Origin of the sequence: Citrobacter sp. Cf125 (genome assembly GCF_030333935.1) — a bacterium.
Taxonomy (GTDB): Bacteria; Pseudomonadota; Gammaproteobacteria; order Enterobacterales; family Enterobacteriaceae; genus Citrobacter; species Citrobacter freundii.
In genome coordinates, this window is record NZ_JAOWEY010000006.1 from 1 (window position 1) to 583 (window position 583).

1 rRNA gene is annotated in these 583 nt (G+C 55.1%); it reads right to left on the reverse strand.

What is annotated here, in order from left to right:
• A 23S ribosomal RNA gene (locus OGV89_RS00720) occupies positions 1–583 on the reverse strand; the annotation flags it as partial.

Sequence of the window (583 nt, forward strand, 5' to 3'; positions counted from 1 at the left end):
AGTCTCAGGGAGAACTCATCTCGGGGCAAGTTTCGTGCTTAGATGCTTTCAGCACTTATCTCTTCCGCATTTAGCTACCGGGCAATGCCATTGGCATGACAACCCGAACACCAGTGATGCGTCCACTCCGGTCCTCTCGTACTAGGAGCAGCCCCCCTCAATTCTCCAGCGCCCACGGCAGATAGGGACCGAACTGTCTCACGACGTTCTAAACCCAGCTCGCGTACCACTTTAAATGGCGAACAGCCATACCCTTGGGACCTACTTCAGCCCCAGGATGTGATGAGCCGACATCGAGGTGCCAAACACCGCCGTCGATATGAACTCTTGGGCGGTATCAGCCTGTTATCCCCGGAGTACCTTTTATCCGTTGAGCGATGGCCCTTCCATTCAGAACCACCGGATCACTAAGACCTGCTTTCGCACCTGCTCGAGCCGTCACTCTCGCAGTCAAGCTAGCTTATGCCTTTGCACTAACCTCCTGATGTCCGACCAGGATTAGCTAACCTTCGTGCTCCTCCGTTACTCTTTAGGAGGAGACCGCCCCAGTCAAACTACCCACCAGACACTGTCCGCAACCCGG